At 71.0% G+C, this 16,629-nt stretch carries 12 protein-coding genes; 9 read left to right on the top strand and 3 right to left on the bottom strand.

Going from position 1 to position 16,629, the window contains the following annotated elements:
• Positions 1 to 40: 40 nt before the first annotated feature.
• The 7 genes from cobT to ACIBQ6_RS05430 all read left to right on the top strand — a co-directional run bounded on the left by cobT (position 41) and on the right by ACIBQ6_RS05430 (position 11,412).
• On the top strand, positions 41 to 1,108 hold the full coding sequence (gene cobT, locus ACIBQ6_RS05460) for a nicotinate-nucleotide--dimethylbenzimidazole phosphoribosyltransferase (protein ID WP_397210381.1): 1,068 nt from the start codon (positions 41 to 43) through the stop codon (positions 1,106 to 1,108).
• Positions 1,109 to 1,163: 55 nt separating this feature from the next.
• Complete coding sequence (gene speB, locus ACIBQ6_RS05455; RefSeq protein WP_358294793.1) at positions 1,164 to 2,159, top strand: agmatinase; 996 nt, start codon at positions 1,164 to 1,166, stop codon at positions 2,157 to 2,159.
• Between the two features lie 79 nt (positions 2,160 to 2,238).
• Positions 2,239 to 3,471 (top strand): uroporphyrinogen-III C-methyltransferase, encoded by a 1,233-nt coding sequence (gene cobA, locus ACIBQ6_RS05450; RefSeq protein WP_358294791.1) that lies wholly within the window; start codon positions 2,239 to 2,241, stop codon positions 3,469 to 3,471.
• A gap of 806 nt (positions 3,472 to 4,277) precedes the next feature.
• A complete protein-coding gene (locus tag ACIBQ6_RS05445; RefSeq protein ID WP_397210380.1) occupies positions 4,278 to 6,485 on the top strand; it encodes a dynamin family protein in 2,208 nt (735 codons plus the stop codon).
• Entirely contained in the window at positions 6,482 to 8,107 is a 1,626-nt protein-coding gene (locus ACIBQ6_RS05440; RefSeq protein WP_397210379.1) for a YfjP family GTPase, read from the top strand. Before ACIBQ6_RS05445 ends, ACIBQ6_RS05440 begins: the two co-directional genes overlap by 4 nt.
• Before the next feature lie 165 nt (positions 8,108 to 8,272).
• Positions 8,273 to 9,061, top strand: a complete 789-nt coding sequence (locus ACIBQ6_RS05435) for a single-stranded DNA-binding protein (protein ID WP_397210378.1) — start codon at positions 8,273 to 8,275, stop codon at positions 9,059 to 9,061.
• Between the two features lie 1,058 nt (positions 9,062 to 10,119).
• Entirely contained in the window at positions 10,120 to 11,412 is a 1,293-nt protein-coding gene (locus ACIBQ6_RS05430) for a GGDEF domain-containing protein (protein ID WP_397210377.1), read from the top strand.
• Positions 11,413 to 11,521: 109 nt separating this feature from the next.
• Here ACIBQ6_RS05430 and ACIBQ6_RS05425 read toward each other — a convergent pair whose 3' ends face one another.
• Both ACIBQ6_RS05425 and ACIBQ6_RS05420 read right to left on the bottom strand, forming a co-directional pair.
• Positions 11,522 to 11,734: a hypothetical protein gene (locus ACIBQ6_RS05425; RefSeq protein WP_358294781.1), complete on the bottom strand. Its 213-nt coding sequence runs from the start codon at positions 11,732 to 11,734 to the stop codon at positions 11,522 to 11,524.
• On the bottom strand, positions 11,731 to 12,249 hold the full coding sequence (locus ACIBQ6_RS05420) for a carboxymuconolactone decarboxylase family protein (protein ID WP_387678961.1): 519 nt from the start codon (positions 12,247 to 12,249) through the stop codon (positions 11,731 to 11,733). The genes ACIBQ6_RS05425 and ACIBQ6_RS05420 overlap by 4 nt, the downstream gene beginning before the upstream one ends.
• Positions 12,250 to 12,339: 90 nt before the next feature.
• On the opposite strand from ACIBQ6_RS05420, the gene ACIBQ6_RS05415 reads away from it, so the two are divergent.
• Positions 12,340 to 12,939 (top strand): TetR/AcrR family transcriptional regulator, encoded by a 600-nt coding sequence (locus tag ACIBQ6_RS05415; protein ID WP_397210376.1) that lies wholly within the window; start codon positions 12,340 to 12,342, stop codon positions 12,937 to 12,939.
• A gap of 377 nt (positions 12,940 to 13,316) precedes the next feature.
• Complete coding sequence (gene ettA / locus ACIBQ6_RS05410; protein ID WP_358294775.1) at positions 13,317 to 14,981, top strand: energy-dependent translational throttle protein EttA; 1,665 nt, start codon at positions 13,317 to 13,319, stop codon at positions 14,979 to 14,981.
• Positions 14,982 to 15,157: 176 nt separating this feature from the next.
• Here the strand turns inward: ettA and ACIBQ6_RS05405 are convergent, their stop codons facing one another.
• Positions 15,158 to 16,474, bottom strand: a complete 1,317-nt coding sequence (locus tag ACIBQ6_RS05405; RefSeq protein WP_358294773.1) for an MFS transporter — start codon at positions 16,472 to 16,474, stop codon at positions 15,158 to 15,160.
• Positions 16,475 to 16,629 lie beyond the last annotated feature (155 nt).

Below are 16,629 nucleotides of genomic sequence, written 5' to 3'. Positions count from 1 at the left end.
CCCCACCTCGTCCATCAAGTGTCACCAAGTGGAGGTGTCCGTGCTCGCCGAGACCCTGGCGGCCATCCGTCCCGCCGACCCCGAGGCGCTCGCCGAGGCCCGCGCCCACCAGGACCGGCTCACCAAGCCGCGCGGGGCGCTCGGGGCTCTGGAGGAGGTGGCCGTACGGCTGGCGGGCGCGTCCGGCGTCTGCCCGCCGCCCATGCCCGAGCCGGCCGCCCTGGCCATCTTCGCGGCCGACCACGGCGTGCACGCGCGCGGCGTCAGCCCGTGGCCGCAGGAGGTCACGACGCAGATGGTCGCCAACTTCCTGGCCGGCGGCGCGGTCGCCAACGCCTTCGCCGCCCAGGTGGGCGCGTCCGTGACGGTGGTGGACGTCGGCGTCGCCACCGACCTGCCCGACGCCCCCGACCTGGTCAAGCGCAAGGTCGCGTACGGCACCGCCGACCTGTCGCGCGGCCCCGCCATGAGCGTCGACCAGGCCGTCAGGGCGCTGGAGGCGGGCATCGCCGTGGCGCAGGAGCTGATCGACGGGGGCGCCCGCTGCCTGATCACCGGCGACATGGGCATCGCCAACACCACCGCCTCGGCCGCGCTGATCGCGGTGTTCACCGGCAAGGGCCCGGCCGAGGTGACCGGCAGGGGCACCGGGATCGACGACGCGACCTACGACCACAAGGTGGAGGTCGTCCGCGAGGCGCTGCGGGTGAACGGCCTGCCCGGCGGCACCGGGCCGAGCGACGCCCTGCGCGCGCTGGCCGCCGTGGGCGGCTTCGAGCACGCGGCGATCGCGGGCTTCGTGCTGTGCGGCGCGGCGAACCGGGTGCCGGTGATCCTCGACGGCGTCATCGCCGGCTCGGCCGCCCTGGTCGCCGCCGCCCTCGACCCCCACGTCAGCGGTCACTGCGTGGCCGGCCACCGCTCGGCCGAGCCCGGCCACGCCGCCGCGCTCGACCATCTCGGGCTGCGCCCGCTGGTGGACCTGGAGCTGCGGCTCGGCGAGGGCACCGGCGGCCTGCTCGCGCACCCGCTGGTGTGCGCGGCCGTACGGGTGATGCACGAGGTGGCGACGTTCGACTCGGCGGGGGTCACGGAAAAGCCCGTGTGATGATGGGGGACATTCGAAACAGCACGTGAGGTGAGCAGTGTCCCGGTACGGTCCCATGTTCGGCCCTGACATCACGTTCCTCGGCGTGGACCGCTGCGACGTCGCGGACCCGGCCAGCTACGCCGGAGCCGACGTGGTGATCATCGGTGCGCCCTTCGACGGGGGCACCTCCAACCGGCCGGGCGCCAGGTTCGGGCCGATGGCGCTGCGCCAGACCTGCTATCTGCCGCACAACGGGTCCCGTCCGAGCCTGGCCCTGCGCGTCGACGCCCTGCGCGACCTGCGGGTGCTCGACGCGGGCGACGTCGAGTGCTACTCCGGCGACGTCGAGGGCTCGCTGGCCGCCATCGAGGACGCGGTGCACCGGATCGCCTCCTCAGGGGCCGTGCCGGTGGTGCTCGGCGGCGACCACACCGTCGCGCTGCCGGACGCGCGGGGCACCGCCAGGGCGTACGAGCCGGGCCGCACCTCGATGATCCACTTCGACGCGCACGCCGACACCGGCGACATCGAGTTCGGCCACCTGCACGGCCACGGCCAGCCGATGCGGCGGCTCATCGAGTCCGGCGCCATCCGGGGCGACCGGTTCCTGCAGATCGGGCTGCGCGGCTACTGGCCCGAGCCCGAGACGCTCGACTGGATGGCGGCGCAGCGCATGCGCTCGTACGAGATGACCGAGATCGTGACGCGCGGGCTGGAGGAGTGCCTGACGGAGTCGTTCGGGATCGCGCTCGACGAGTGCGACCAGGTCTTCCTGTCGGTGGACATCGACGTCTGCGACCCCGGGCACGCCCCCGGCACCGGCACGCCCGAGCCCGGCGGCCTGTCGGCCAGGCAGCTCCTCGACGCCGTGCGCCGGATCTGCTACGAACTGCCCGTGGCCGGGATGGAGGTGGTCGAGGTCTCGCCGCCGTACGACCACGCCGACATCACCGCGTTCCTCGGGAACCGCGTTATTCTTGAGGCACTCTCGGCCATGGCCAGACGCCGCAAAGACGCTCAGGGCGGGCCACGCTGGGACCCGTCGCAGCCTCTTCTTGACGGCCGTTGAGCCATGCGCAGCGAACGACGCACGGTGAGCCGGTAGGTTTACCTCCAAACACAACCTTCGCGAACGGGAGATTCCCCCCATGGGTCCCTACCTCCTCGGCCTGCGGCTTTCCGGCCGCCGGGTGCTCGTCGTGGGCGGCGGCCGCGTCGCGCAGCGGCGCGTCCCCGCGCTGCTCGAGGCCGGTGCGGAGGTCACCGTGGTGTCCCCGGCCGTCACCCCGGCCCTCGACGACCTGATCGCGACGGGCCGGGTCACCTGGCACGCGCGGCCGTACGAGGTGGGCGACTGCGACGGCGCCTGGCTCGTGCAGGCGTGCACCGACGTCAGGTCCGTCAACGCCGCCGTCGCCGCCGAGGCCGAGGCCAAGCGGGTGTGGTGCGTGCGCGCCGACGACCGCGACGCCTCCGCCGCCTGGACCCCGGCCACCGGCCGAGTCGACGAGATCAGCGTGGCCGTCACCGCGGGCGGCGACCCGCGCCGGGCCGCGGGCATCCGCGACGCGGTCGTCGGCGCGCTGCGCGACGGCACGGTCGACGCCCGCCGCAACCGCACCAAGCCCGTCGGCGTGGCCCTGGTCGGCGGCGGCCCCGGCGACCCCGGCCTGATCACCGTGCGCGGGCGGCAGCTCCTCGCCCAGGCCGACGTCGTGGTGGCCGACCGGCTCGCGCCCCGGGCGCTGCTCGACGAGCTCGCCCCCGACGTCGAGCTGATCGACGCCGCCAAGGTGCCCTACGGCAGGTCGCTGTCCCAGGAGAAGATCAACGAGCTGCTGGTCGACCGGGCCAGGCAGGGCAAGTTCGTCGTCCGGCTCAAGGGCGGCGACCCGTTCGTGTTCGGGCGCGGCGGCGAGGAGATGATCGCCTGCGCCCAGGCCGGCATCCCCGTGCTCGTCGTCCCCGGCATCACCAGCGCCGTCGCGGTCCCGGCCGCGGCCGGGGTGCCGGTGACGCATCGCGGGGTGAGCCAGGAGTTCCACGTCGTGTCCGTGCACGTCGCGCCCGACCATCCGGCCTCCACCGTCGACTGGCCCGCCCTGGCCCGATCCCAGGGCACGCTGGTGCTCATGATGGCCGTCGAACGGCTGCCGAAGGTGGCCGAGGCGCTGCTTCGAGACGGACGTGCGCCGGAGACTCCCGTAATGGTGGTACAGGACGGTACCCTTCCGACCCAGCGGGCGGTAATCGCACCGCTTTCCACCGTGGCCGACCGCGTGTCCGCGGCTGGGATACGGCCTCCGGCGATCGTCATCGTCGGCGACGTCGTGCGGGTCGGCCAGGAGGTCGAGATGGTTCGAGCGGAGCGCTTGCCGTGAACACCGCCATGGATGACGGGCGGCACGAGTCGCTGGGGGAGCAGACGTTGAGCTTCCGCCCGGTGACGGACGACGACCTGCCCGATTCCCGGCCCCCCGCGCCTTCGCCACCCGCCGCTCCCTCAGGCCCGCCGTCCGCCTCTCCTGCGGGCCCGTCGTCCGCGGCTGCCGCGGGCTCGCCGTCTTCGGCTTCCTCCGGTCCGCTGTCTGCGGCTCTCGCGGGCTCGCCGTCTTCGGGATCCGGTGGTCCGTCAGCCTCGGGCGAGCCGTCGTCCTCCGCTGCCCGGCCATCGCTCTTCCAGCCGTCGGCGCGCGCCGACGAGCCCGTCCTCCCTCGGCGGCCCACCGCCCCGCGGCTCCCGGCTGCTTCGCAGGAGCCCTCCGCCGGTACGGACGAGCCCGGTCCGTCCACGGGGCCCAGCCTCTTCACGCCGTCCCGTCCGGCCGACCGTCCGAGTCTGTTCACCCCGGCCCGTGCCGCCGACCCGCGTGAGGGGAACGAGACGCGTCCGAGGCCCGCCGCCTTCTGGGAACGAGCCGTCCAGGAACCGGACACCGCCCCGTCCCCGGAGACCGAGCCGACGCCCGCGACCCCGAACGCCACCGCCGCCGACAGCGGAGAAGCGCCTTCCGACGCCGAACAGGCGCCGCCCCCGGCGGCCGCCGCCCCCGACGCCGACGCCGGGAACTCTGCTCATGCCGATGCCGGCTCGGAGGGCGACGACGTTCCCCGGCCTGACGACGATCCCGCTCCTGAGGCCGAAGCGGCGCCGTCTGCGGAAGGCGACGGCGACCCCAGCGAGGCGATGGACGCTGACGACAGCCGCGCCGTCGGCGACGCTGACGCCGACCCCAGTGACACCGCCACCTCCGTGGCCACCGACACCACCACCGGCTTCGACGCCTTCTCCCCGGCCTCCGACGTCCCCGCCGGCGCCGATTACCCCACCGACCCGGGAGACCTGGCGGAGGAGGAACCCGACTCCGAGGCCGACGCCGACGACGTCGCGTCCACCGTAGAGACCGATGACGCCGAAGCGGCCGCCGACGACCGCTCCGACGCCGTAGGCAGCAGCGGCGAGACCGTCCCCGACGCCGACCCGAACACCGAGGCGGACACCGACACGGGAGCCCCCGCCCAGATCGACGCCGAATCCGACAACCCCGCCGACGCAGGCCCGGACACCGACGCGGACGCCCTCGTCCGGGCGAACGCCGAAACCGAAGTCGAAACCGACGACCGCTCCGACGCGGACACGAACGCCGACGCCGACACGAACGCCGACGCCGACGCCTACGCGGAGACCGACGCGGATGGCGACGCCGCGGCGGAGCCGGAAAGCGCGCCGGAGGAAGGGCCGCGGGTCGAGGAGTTGCCGGCCGAGGTCGTCGAGGCGATGACGTCGGCGCTGAGCGCGCTGCGCGAAAGCGTGTCCGACCTGCGCTTCAGCCTCGACCTGCCGGGAGCCGAGGAGGCCAGGCAGGCGCGGGCCGACCTGCTGGCCCAGCTGGAGAACTACGTCCTGCCCAGGGTGCGCACCAACACGGCCCCCGCGCTGATCGTGATCGCCGGCTCCACCGGCGCGGGCAAGTCCACCCTGGTCAACTCCCTGGCCGAGCGGAACGTCTCCCGCACCGGAGTGCGCCGCCCGACCACCGGCACCCCCATTCTGGCCTGCCACCCCGACGACAGGAAGTGGTTCGCGGAGGGCGAGCTGCTCAGCGGCCTCGAACGGCTGGACCGGCCCTCGCCCGACAGCGAGACGAGCGGCCTGGTCGTCGTGACGACCGAGAAGCTTCCGCAGGGCGTCGCGCTGCTGGACACCCCCGACATCGACTCGGTCGTCGAGGAGCACCACGAGATCGCCCACCGCATGCTCGACGCCGCCGACCTGTGGATCTTCGTGACCACCGCCGCCCGCTACGCCGACGCGCCCGCCTGGAGCCTCCTGCGCCTGGCCAAGGAGCGCGGCGCCCGCCTGGCCATCGTGTTGTCGCGGGTGCAGCCCCGGTCGGCCGACGTCGTGCTCAAGCATTTCGTCCGCATGCTGACCGAATACGGCCTGGGCGACATCGACCGGTTCGTGATCCACGAGGCGACGGTGACCGACGGCAGGCTGCCCGACAGCGAGGTCACCGACCTGCGCATGTGGCTGGCCGAGCTCTCGGTCGACGAGGGGCGCCGGGCGCAGGCCGTGCAGGAGACCCTGAACGGGGTGCTCAACAGCTTCCGCACCCGCGTGCCCGCGCTGGCCAGGCATCTGGAGGGCCAGGCGGCGTTCCGCGCCGAGCTGCGCAGCGACGTCGAGGCCGCCTACCTGGGCGCGCTGGCCGAGATCGACAAGGCGTCCAAGAACGGCTCGCTGCTGCACGGCGAGGTGCTGGCCCGCTGGCAGGACTTCGCGGGCTCCGGCGACCTCATGCGCTCGTTGCAGTTCGGCAAGAGCGGCAAGGCGGGCAGGCAGACGCCCGAGCGGGTGACGGCGTTCAAGGCGGCGATCCGGGCCGGGCTGGAGTCGGTGATCGTCGCCGCGGCCAACCGCGCCGCCGAGGAGGTGGTCGCGCGCTGGCGGCACCGTTCGGAGCTGGGCGCCAAGCTCGCCGACGGGCTCGACCGCCCGTCGGACAACCTGCTGCGGCACGCCGGGCGCGCCATCGCGTCCTGGCAGGACCACCTGAACGAGCTCGTACGCACCGAGGGCGTGACCAAGCGCTCGGTGTCCAAGCTCGTCTCGTTCGATCCCGACGCGCTCTCCCTGATCTTCACGGTCGCCATGTTCAGCGGCGGCGACGGGTCGGGCGTGCCGCACCGGCTCGTCAACGCGCTGCTCGGCGCGGAGTCGCTGCGCGGCATCGGCGCCAAGGCGCTCAGTGACCTGCGAGCCAGGATCGGCATGCTGTTCGACGAGGAATCCATGCGTTACGTACACGCTCTCGACTCGGCGGGCATCCCGGACGAGTCCGTCGCGACCCGCCTCTACCAGGCGACGTACAACCTTGAGGTCGCCCGATGACGACGACCACGCCCCCGAGGGCGGGCCTCGCGCCCAGGTTGTCCGCGCTCAACAAGGTGGTGGAGCTCGGTCCCGGGCGGCTCGACCAGAAACTGCTCACCGAGGCCGGCGCGCTGCTGACGCGGGCCGGCGACCGGCTCAAGCTGTCGTCCGAGCACACCGTGGTCGCCCTCGCGGGCGGCACCGGCAGCGGCAAGTCGTCCCTGTTCAACGCCATTTCAGGGCTTGAGCTGTCGCCCACCGGCGTACGCCGACCGACGACCGCCCGTACCCACGCCTGCGTGTGGGGGCTGGAGGGCTCGGCGCCGCTGCTCGACTGGCTGCAGATCCAGCCGCGCCACCGCTTCTCCCGTACCAGCGCGCTCGACAAGGGCGACAGTCAGCTCCACGGGCTGATCCTGCTCGACCTGCCCGACCACGACTCGATCCGGGCGCTCAGCGACAACGAGGCCGACCGGCTCATCGGGCTGGCCGATCTGGTGGTGTGGGTGCTCGACCCGCAGAAGTACGCCGACGCCTCCACCCACCGGCGCTACGTGACCGAGCTGGCCGGGCACGACGCGGTGACCGTGTTCGCGCTCAACCAGGCCGACAGGCTCTCCGCGGCGGAGCTGGCCGAGCTGGTCATCGACCTCAACGACCTGCTGCGCAGGGAAGGCGTCGAGCATCCCAGCGTCGTACCGACCTCGGCCGTCACCGGGCGCGGCGTCGAGAGCCTCAAGAGCGTGATCGCGACCGCCGTCGGCCGCCGCCGCGCCGCCGTCCAGAAGCTGGAGGCCGACCTCCAGCGGATGGAGCAGCGGCTCGGCGAGGCCATGCCGCTCGGCGACGCGCTGCTCGTGCCGTCGTCGGTCGACGAGGCCCGCAGGATGGGGCTCACCGATGCGCTCTGCGACGCGATCGGCGTCCCCGCCGTCGGCGAGGCCATGGAGAACGTCTACGCCGAGCGTTCCAGCCAGTGGGTCGGCTGGCCCTATCCGCGGTGGTTCGCCAAGTTCCGTCCGGATCCGTTGAAGAGCCTGCGTCTCGAAGACGTCGGCGACGAGATCCGGGGCATCACGACCGGCTCGGTGAGCGCGCACTCCGCCGAGGTGGCCAACGCCGTGCAGGCGCTCACCGACGGCTTGTCGGCCGGGATGGACCCGGTGTGGCGGACCGCGGTGCAACAGGCCGCGCGCTCGCACGCGTCCCGGCTGCCGAAGGCGCTGACAGAGGAGCTCGCGGAGGTGGCGCCGCGCCTCGACCGGGTGCCCGTCTGGTGGCGGCTGCTCAAGGTCTGGCAGTACCTGCTGGTGGTGGCGTTCGTGGCCGGGGTGGTGTGGCTGGTGGCCGGGCTGACCGTGCCCGCGCAACTGCCCGCGGCCCTGCAACTGGTCGGCGACGGCGCGGCGCTGCCGTGGGTGGCGCTCATGATGGCCTCCGTCCTGGGGCTGGGCGCGTTGTCGGGCATCGCCTCGCGCAACTTCGTGGAGCTGGGGGCCTCGCGGGAGCGGGAACGTCTGGAGCGGGAGATGCGCCGCAGAGTGGCGACGGTGTCGGCGAAGATGGTGGTGGAGCCGGTCGAACGTGAGCTCGGCCGCCACCACGCCTTCTACACGGCCCTGCGCGACCTCTCGGGCTGATCCCCCTCTTCTCGTACGCTCCCTGCACGACCGGCCTTCATCCACAGCCCTCCTCCGTCGCCGTCCCCTCATCCACAGAACGGCGTTCGCCCCGCCCCACCCGGCCTGCTTCAGGCACCGTGTTCCCAGGTCGCGGGCAGTCCGCCCGCCGCATGGGAGGCACGGATGAACGACATCTACATCACGCTCACCGGAAACGTCGCAGCAGAGCCACGGCAGTACAGCTTCGACGACGGCACCAGGGTCACGTCGCTGAAGGTGTTCACCTCGCACCGCTACTTCGACAGGAAGACCGGGCAATGGACCGACGGTGAGCGCGTCTGCTTCACGGTCCGCTGCTGGCGTGCGCTGGGCGACAACGTCGCCGACTGCGTACGGGCGGGGCAGCCCGTCGTCGTGTCCGGCAAGCTCCGCATCCGCGAGTTCGGCGCGGAAGGCGACCGCCGGTTCATGCCGGAGATCGAGGCCAGCGCGGTCGGGCACGACCTGCGCTGGGGCACCGGCGTCTTCACCAAGCCGGAGCGCGGGGGCGGCCTGGGTTCGATGACCAAGGAGATGCGCGAACGCCTCGACGAGGAGACCCAGGACTGGGCGATGGGCACCAAGCCCGTCCGTCCGTCTTCCCTCCACCCGACCGCCGACCCGTCGGTCCCCGCGACCGCCGACGCCCTCCGAAGCGCGCCCGCGCAGCCTCACGACGACGACGCCGGGCCGGACGCCGACCTCACGACGCTGGCCATAGCCGCTACCGACCCCGACGCCGCCACCCCGCAACCCAGCGCACGTCCCGAGCCCCGGCCTGACACCGCCGTGGAGGACGACACCGCTCCTGGCACGGTCACACCAGAGCAGCCGGGCCGCGGTTCGTCAGCCAAGGCCGCCACGGTCCGCGTCCTGGGCGCGTCCAGCAAGCCCCGGACGAAGACGCAGACACCGGAGAAAGCCGCAGCCTGACACCATCGCCACCTGACGGCTGAGCACCTGCGCCAGTGGATGCTTCCGCCGTGACGCACACGTGGCCGCTGCCCACGAGGGCGGGTGTCTTCATGCCCACCTACGCAACCCGCCTTGAAGACACCCGCCCCAACCCGACCGGCCCGCTCGCCTCGACGCCCCACAACCACACCCGCCAGGTGCGCCCACAACGAGGACGCAGTGGGCGGCCGATCAAGCGAAAAGCCCGCCCCCGGCACAGCGCCCAACCCGCCGGCTGCGCACCCACCTGCACGGGCCACTCGCGCGCTGCGCAACGTACCCACCCGTCTGGACGGGGTTGCCCGTTGTCTGCATGGGCTCCTTAACCGCCTGAACGGGGCACCCACGCAACTGTTAATCCACCCAAGGGGGCGCATGCATGCGGAGGCGCACTGGCCCGGTTCGTCTCACGGTGATCCACCGCAGGGGTAACGACGCCCGGAGGCGCGCTGCCCAGGTGGGGGTTGGTGCCGCTTGCCTCCTGGCGGTGCTCGGGTTCGGGGACGCGCAGGCGTCGAGGCGGACGGCATCGCGTGAAGGACATGCAGCGTCCTCAGGCGGTGACGCGACGCGCGTGCGGGCAACGGCGGGCAAGCGCGACGTGACGGCAGTCGTATGTGTGATGCACTCCTTGATTGCGCAGGCCCAGACGCGCTGGTCAGAGTTCCTCGATGGACCGGACGAAGGAGTGGTACGACCGATGGTTCACCGGCCATCGGTCAGGGGGAAAGCGATCGGGGCGGAGGGCAGCAGCCGATGGGTCGGCGCCCCGCGCAGGGGACGGCCAAGGGGAGGGGGAGGGGCATCGGCTGATGGCCCCGATGTCACCCCGAAGGGGGCTAGTGGGGTGTTTGTCCGTGTCAGATACCTAGAGCATGGGTCATGTCCAGGTCACGCCCCGCACCATGGTTGCTCCTTTCCGGCACTGCCCGCTCGCGGAGTGAGCGGGCGTGGTCGTTTCAACGTAGCGGTTCCCATCGCATAACGCACACTCCGCAATTATTGTGTTACACATCGTTAGTCAGGGAGGAGACGAGATGGCGGCGACCAGTCACGCCACGATCAAGTCTCGCGACGGTGTGTCAAGAATGGCCGGTCGTTGGCCATTGCTCGGGCAACGGCGCCCGCTTGTGGCGTATCTGTGCGCCATTGTCGCCCTAGATGCCGTCGCGATCACCTTGTTCACGAGATCTACCGATTTCCACTGGCCGGATTTGCTGACCTTTGCCGCTCTCATGGCGTGCGGCGCGGTCTGCATCGAGGCCAGCAGGCGTCTGGGCATGCCCGCCGGAGTCTCGCGTGACCTGTTGTCGGCCTGGTGGCTGCCGGTCGCCCTGCTCCTGCCGCCGGTCTACGCCCTCTTTGCGCCGATCGTGCTGCAGATCCTTCTCCAGGTGCGCGTGCGCGCCACAGTTCTCTACCGTCGGGTGTTCAGCTCGGCGGCCATCGGTCTGGCCGGCTGCACGGCGTCGGTCGCCTTCCACTGGGTCGTCCCCGACCCCTGGGTGCTGACGCGGGGGAGTGGGCCGCCGATCGCTTACGCGGTTGCGGCCGCCGTGCTGTTCTCCCTGCTCAACATCGGTCTCATCGCGGTCGCGGCGCACACGTCCGATCCTGAGGGGTCGTGGCAGGAGGTGTTGTGGAACCGGGAGAGCGTCCTGCTGGACGTCGTCGAGCTGTGTCTCGGGGTCACGGTCTCGATCGGGTGCGGGCTCAACCTGGCTCTGCTGGTGCTCGCGTTGCCGCCGGTCGTCCTGCTGCAACGCAGTCTGTTGCATGCGCAGTTGCAGGCCGCCGCCCGTACCGACTCGAAGACCGGGCTGCTCAACGCGGCCGCCTGGCAGCGGGAGGCCGACACCGAGATCCTGCGGGCGCGTCGCAGCGGTGACACGCTGGCGCTGCTGATCATCGACATCGACCACTTCAAGCGGGTGAACGACGCCCACGGGCATCTGGTCGGCGACGAGGTGCTGGCCGGGGTGGCGGCCATGTTGCGCAGGGAACTGCGGGAGTCCGACGTGGTGGGGCGGTTCGGGGGCGAGGAGTTCGTCGTCCTGCTGCCGGGGGCGGACGTCGACGAGGCGCGGCAGGTCGCCGAGCGACTTCGTACCCACATCGGGCACATGGCCATCCCGGTGGACGACGCTCTGATCCGGATCACGATCTCGGTCGGGGTCGCGTTGATGTGCGTGCACGGCGACGATCTGATCGACCTGCTGGCCGCCGCCGACCTGGCTCTCTATCGGGCCAAGGAACTGGGCCGGGACCGTGTCTGCATCCCCGTCGTCCAGCCGCCGCAACCGCCGTCGCCCGAGGAACAAGCCGTGTGACGTGCCGTCGCGCACGCCGTGTGGTGCGCGGTGGGATATTCGGCGAATGCGGGCAGGCGCCTGAGGGACGGATGGGTCAGGGGCCTGCCCTCGGGTTGTGGCCTGACAGTCAGGGCGTGGTGACGCCGTCGCAGGTGACGAGCCGGACGGCGGGAGCCGAGACGATCTGGACGTGGGGTACGCCGGGGACCTCGACGTTGAGATACCCGCCCTCGATGGCGAACCGCACTCCTTCCACGGCCGACACCCGGCGGCCCTCGGAGTTCGTCAGCGTGTAGCCGTCGAGGAGTTCGACAGTGCCGTTTCTCCAGGTGGGGTTCATGCCTGCACCTCCGGGAAGTCCAGCTCGGGCTGGGCGAGGTGGTTGAAGTAGTTGGACAAGGTGTTCAGGGCGATGTGGCCCACGATCTCGGCGAGTTCCGCGTCCGAGACGCCGGCGGCCCGTGCGGCGTCCAGGTCCGCGTCGCTCACCGCGCCGCCCGTGTGCATGATCGCCTGAGTGATCGCCAGCACGGCGGCCGCGTGCGGCTCGTCGTCCGCGCCCTGCCGGGTCTTGAGAAGTTCCTCGTCGGACATGCCCATGCGGCGTCCGCGCATGGTGTGGGCGCTCACGCAGTACGTGCAGTGGTTCTCCTGGGCGACCAGCAGGGCGATCTGCTCCCGCAGTCTCGGGGTGAGGACGCCCGAGCTGAGGTGTTCGCGCATCGCGAGGTAGCCGGCCAGGGCGGCTGGGCCGTTGGCGAGGGCGGCGTACAGGTTGGGGACCTTGCCGAGCTGGCGGCGGGTCTGGTCGAGCAGACCGTCATTGTCTTCTGTCAGTTGTGGAAGGCGGGGCATGAGGTCTCCAAAACGGTACTGGTCGGTTCCATCTGGGCAAGACGATACCGAACGGTTCCGTTTTAGGGAAGTTCGGGATAGCTTGGCGGTATGCCCACACGTGCACGTGAACGACTGCTCGACGCCGCCGAGGACCTTTTCTACGCGGAGGGGATCAGAGCGGTGGGCGTCGAGCGGATCCTGAGTGTCTCGGGGGTGGGCCGCGCCTCCTTCTACCGGCATTTCCCGAGCAAGGACGACCTGGTCGTGGCCGTACTGCGGCGACGGGACGAGCGGTGGCGGGCCTGGCTGGCCGAACGCGTGGAGGCTCTGGGCGGGCATCCGCTGGACGTCTTCGACGCTCTGGCCGAACGGTTCGCGCGGGCGGATTTCCGTGGGTGCGCCTTCATCAACACCATGATCGAGACGGCGGATCCGGACAGTGCGGCACATCGGGTGGCGGCCGAGCACAAGGAGCGCGTGCGGGCGTACGTCTCGGGATTGATCGAGCGCGACGGTCGTCGCGCCGATGCCGCCGAGCTGGCGCACCTGTTCGTCCTGCTGGTGGACGGGGCCATCGTCACGGCGGTACGTGAGCGCTCGACCCACCCGGCGCAACGGGCACGAGCCGCAGCCGCCGCCCTCCTCACAACGGCGCGGACCACCGCGGGGACCACCGCAGGAGCCGAGACTTCAGGGTCCGCGACCTAGGAAGCCGTGGCGGACGCGGCCGTGGAGGAAGGGGGGCCGTGGTGGAGGGGGCCGTGGTGGAGGCGGCCGTGGTGGAGGGGCCCTGGCAAAGGGGGCGCGGCGAGGGAGGCCGTGCCAGGGGGGCATGGGGGCGTGATGGGGATCCTGGTCGGCTGAGGTCGGGCGGTGAACGGCGTCCCTCCCCGAGGTGGGCTCGGGGCCTGGGGTGTCATGGGTGTTTCAGCGTGCGAGGGCGGCAAGAGGAGCGGCCCGGGACGTCACGGCGTTCGGGGGAGGTGGGGTTGGAGGGGCGGGGGCGCAGGGGCGAGCGGGGACGGGCGGAGGTGAAAGGGGCTGGGCGGCGGAAGCCTGCGTGTGCAGCCTCTAAGCTAGGGAGCATGCCGGAGTACATCTACACGCTGCAGCGCGTGCGCAAGGCGCACGGCGACAAGGTTGTCCTTGACGACGTCACGCTGTCGTTCCTGCCCGGAGCCAAGATCGGTGTCCTGGGGCCGAACGGCACCGGGAAGTCGACGCTGCTCCGGATGATGGCCGGCCTGGAGCAGCCGTCCAATGGCGACGCCAAGCTGATGCCGGGCTTCACGGTCGGCATGCTCCAGCAGGAGCCGCCGCTCAACGAGGAAAAGACCGTTCTGGGCAACGTGCAGGAGGGTGTCGCCGAGACGATGGCGATGCTCGAGCGCTACAACCAGATCGCCGAGCAGATGGCCACCGACTACAGCGACGAGTTGCTGGAGGAGATGGGCAAGCTCCAGGACCAGCTGGAGCACCGCAACGCGTGGGACCTCGACAGCCAGCTGGAGCAGGCGATGGACGCCCTGCGCTGCCCGCCGCCCGACGCCGAGGTGAGCAAGCTGTCCGGTGGTGAGCGCCGCCGCGTGGCGCTGTGCAAGCTGCTGCTTGAGGCCCCCGACCTGCTGCTGCTCGACGAGCCCACCAACCACCTCGACGCCGAGAGCGTGCAGTGGTTGGAGTCGCACCTGGAGAAGTACGCCGGCACGGTGCTGGCCGTCACCCACGACCGGTACTTCCTGGACAACGTGGCCAACTGGATCCTGGAGCTCGACCGCGGTCGCTGCTACCCCTACGAGGGCAACTACTCCACCTACCTCGACATGAAGGCCCAGCGCCTCAAGGTCGAGGGCCAGAAGGACGCCAAGCGCAAGAAGCGCCTGGAGGACGAGCTGGAGTGGGTGCGCTCCAACCCCAAGGCCCGCCAGACCAAGAGCAAGGCCCGTCTCCAGCGGTACGAGGAGATGGCCGCCGAGGCCGACAAGTTCCGCAAGCTGGACTTCGAGGAGATCCAGATCCCGCCGGGCCCGCGTCTGGGCACCACGGTGATCAAGTCCGACCAGCTCACCAAGGGCTTCGGCGACCGCCTGCTGATGGAGAGCCTGACGTTCGACCTGCCGCGCAACGGCATCGTCGGCGTCATCGGCCCCAACGGCGTCGGCAAGACCACGCTGTTCCGCATGATCACGGGTGGGGAGACGCCGGACGCGGGGTCGATCACGGTCGGCGACACCGTGAAGATCTCCTACGCCGACCAGAGCCGGGGCGGCATCGACCCGAACAAGAACGTCTGGGAGGTCGTCTCCGACGGGCTCGACCACATCAAGGTCGGCAACGTCGAGATGCCGTCGCGGGCCTACATCGCGGCGTTCGGGTTCAAGGGGCCCGACCAGCAGAAGAAGGCGGGGGTGCTGTCGGGCGGCGAGCGTAACCGGCTCAACCTGGCGCTCACCCTCAAGCAGGGCGGCAACGTGCTGCTGCTCGACGAGCCGACCAACGACCTCGACACCGAGACGCTGTCGTCGCTGGAGAACGCGCTGCTCGACTTCCCGGGCTGCGCCGTGATCACCTCGCACGACCGGTGGTTCCTCGACCGCATCGCCACCCACATCCTCGCGTGGGAGGAAGGCTCGAACTGGTTCTGGTTCGAGGGCAACTTCGCCGACTACGAGAAGAACAAGATCGAGCGCCTCGGCGCCGACGCGGCCCGTCCCCACCGGGTGACGTACCGGAAGCTGCACCGGGACTGACGTCTCATCCCGGCATCGGGACGAGCGTCTCATTCCTGCGACGAGCGGCGGGCCCCTTCGGGGGCGCGCCGCTTTCGCGTGTTCCGGCAGGGCCGATCAGTGTTCGGGCCCGGTTGGGACGGTTCGGCGTTCGCCCCGGTTGGGACGGTTCAGTGTGTGGGCTCGGGTGGGAGGGGTCAGCTTTCGGCCTCGGTGAGGGCGACCTGGACGGGGGTGGGGGCGGTGCGGCGCCATGGACCGTTGAACAGCAGGATCGCGGGGACGAACAGCACGAGGCAGCCCAGTGCCACGAACAGCCACGTCTGCCAGCTCGTGGCCGCCACGACGTGCGGGATGACCAGCAGCCCGACCACCGCGATCGCCTTGCTCAGGAAGCCGAACAGCCCCCAGGCCGTGCCCTGCAGGCGCGGGTCGGCGTCCTCGGCGTCCTCGGAGTAGTTGGCCATCCAGGGGGCGTAGGCGACGCCGAGTGAGCCGCCGAGCAGGGCGCCGACCACCATGAGCGTGCCGGTGGAGACGCCTTCCTGGCCGAGCGCGACGGCGAGGTAGGCGGTGACCAGCACCGCGGCGATCGTCCCGGCGAGCGAGAACGGCTTGCGCAGTTGCAGGCGGTCCGACAGGCGGCCGGTGAGGATCAGCGTGACCAGGTTCAGGCTCCAGAACGCGGCCATGATCGTGGACGCCTGCGCGCTGCTGATGCCGAGCGCGCCCACCAGCATCGTCTGGCCGAACAGCGACAGCGTGATGTAGAGGACCAGCCAGAGCGAGATGCCGACGACGTGGGCCCAGATGTTGCGCCGGGCGAACAACGACCGGACGGTGGGCGGACGCCGCAGGTCGACGACCTCCTCGGCGGCCCGTTCGGTGTGCTGGATCCTGGCCCGCAGCTCGGGGGACAGGTCGGCGATGTTGAACGCGATGACCACGGAGATCACCAGCGAGAAGCAGCCCATGATGACGAACTGCGACCGCCACGACTCGTCGAAGATCGGCAGCGTCCAGCCTGCCACGGCGGCGGCCAGGAAGTTCGCGCCCACCGGGCCCCACGTCCAGAACCCGAACGCCTGCGCCCGTCCGAGCCGTGGCGAGAAGTCGCGGATCAGCGGCGCGGTGGAGGCCATGGCGACGCCGTCCACGAAGGCCAGCAGGATGCGGGCGATCAGCAGGTCGCGCGGGCTGTGCACGAGCGTCATGGCGAAGCAGCACACGGCGGTGAGGGCCATGAGCGGGATGAGCAGGCGGACCCGGCCGACCCGGTCGGTGAGCCGCCCGCCCAGGATGGAGGCCACGGCACCGGCCACCGCCGCCGCCCCCGACACCGCGCCGTACGTGGCCAGGGACATGTTCAGGTCTTTGAGCAGCAGGGGTACGACGGGCGCGATCTGCCCTTCGTAGGAGCCGATGAGGATGGCCAGGACGGCCATGGTGAGGATCTTCATCCGGCGGGCGCCGGTCGGGTACTCGTCGAGCTCGCGGACGTAGGACAGCCTCATGACAAGCCTTTCTGTCGAGCCTAGGCCCCCCGTCATGAGTTCTAGAAGCTAGCTCTAGAATCCATTTCTGAGATGCTGCTCCTCGCATCGGCCGGCGTCAAGAGTGCGTACCCGGTATCAGATGATTAGAATTAAATTCTAGGATTCGTTCGTAG

The sequence above is a fragment of the Nonomuraea sp. NPDC049655 genome (assembly GCF_044465465.1).
In the GTDB taxonomy this organism is placed as follows: domain Bacteria; phylum Actinomycetota; class Actinomycetes; order Streptosporangiales; family Streptosporangiaceae; genus Nonomuraea.
Note: the sequence above shows the minus strand (reverse complement) of the source record. Positions and strands in the feature narration are given on the sequence as shown.